Below are 381 nucleotides of genomic sequence, written 5' to 3' on the forward strand. Positions count from 1 at the left end.
CGCCGGCCTGTGCGTCTTCCTTTACTACGCGCTCAGCAGCGTGGAGCTGCTCCTGGGCCTCAGCGGCACCTGGGCTAACCTGCTGGCGGCGCTTGTGTTCATCGTGTTCGCCGCCGGCTGGGCCTACGGCTTCTACGTCAAGCGATGCCATCCAGCCAAGTACGAACGGATCAAGTCGGTGCTCTGCGAGTAACCCGGTCCAGCCATGCCCGTGCGGCAGTCACCTATCCAGCAATGAGGAAACAGCATGACCAACACTCTTCGCCCCAACTTCGCCGAGCGGGCCAAGGCCCAGCGCTTCCAGACCAGGGCCTTTATCGATGGACGCTTCGTCGATGCCCTGGACGGAAAGACCTTCACTACCGTCAACCCGGCCAACGG

General features: G+C 62.7%; 1 protein-coding gene. It reads left to right on the plus strand.

All coding sequences use genetic code 11. The annotated features are described in order from the left end of the window. On the plus strand, positions 1-193 hold a 193-nt coding region (locus tag HZ297_RS11930; protein ID WP_218644639.1), incomplete at its 5' end, for a hypothetical protein. Positions 194-381 lie beyond the last annotated feature (188 nt).

It is taken from the genome of Thiomicrorhabdus cannonii (genome assembly GCF_013391695.1).
Lineage (GTDB): Bacteria > Pseudomonadota > Gammaproteobacteria > Thiomicrospirales > Thiomicrospiraceae > Thiomicrorhabdus > Thiomicrorhabdus cannonii.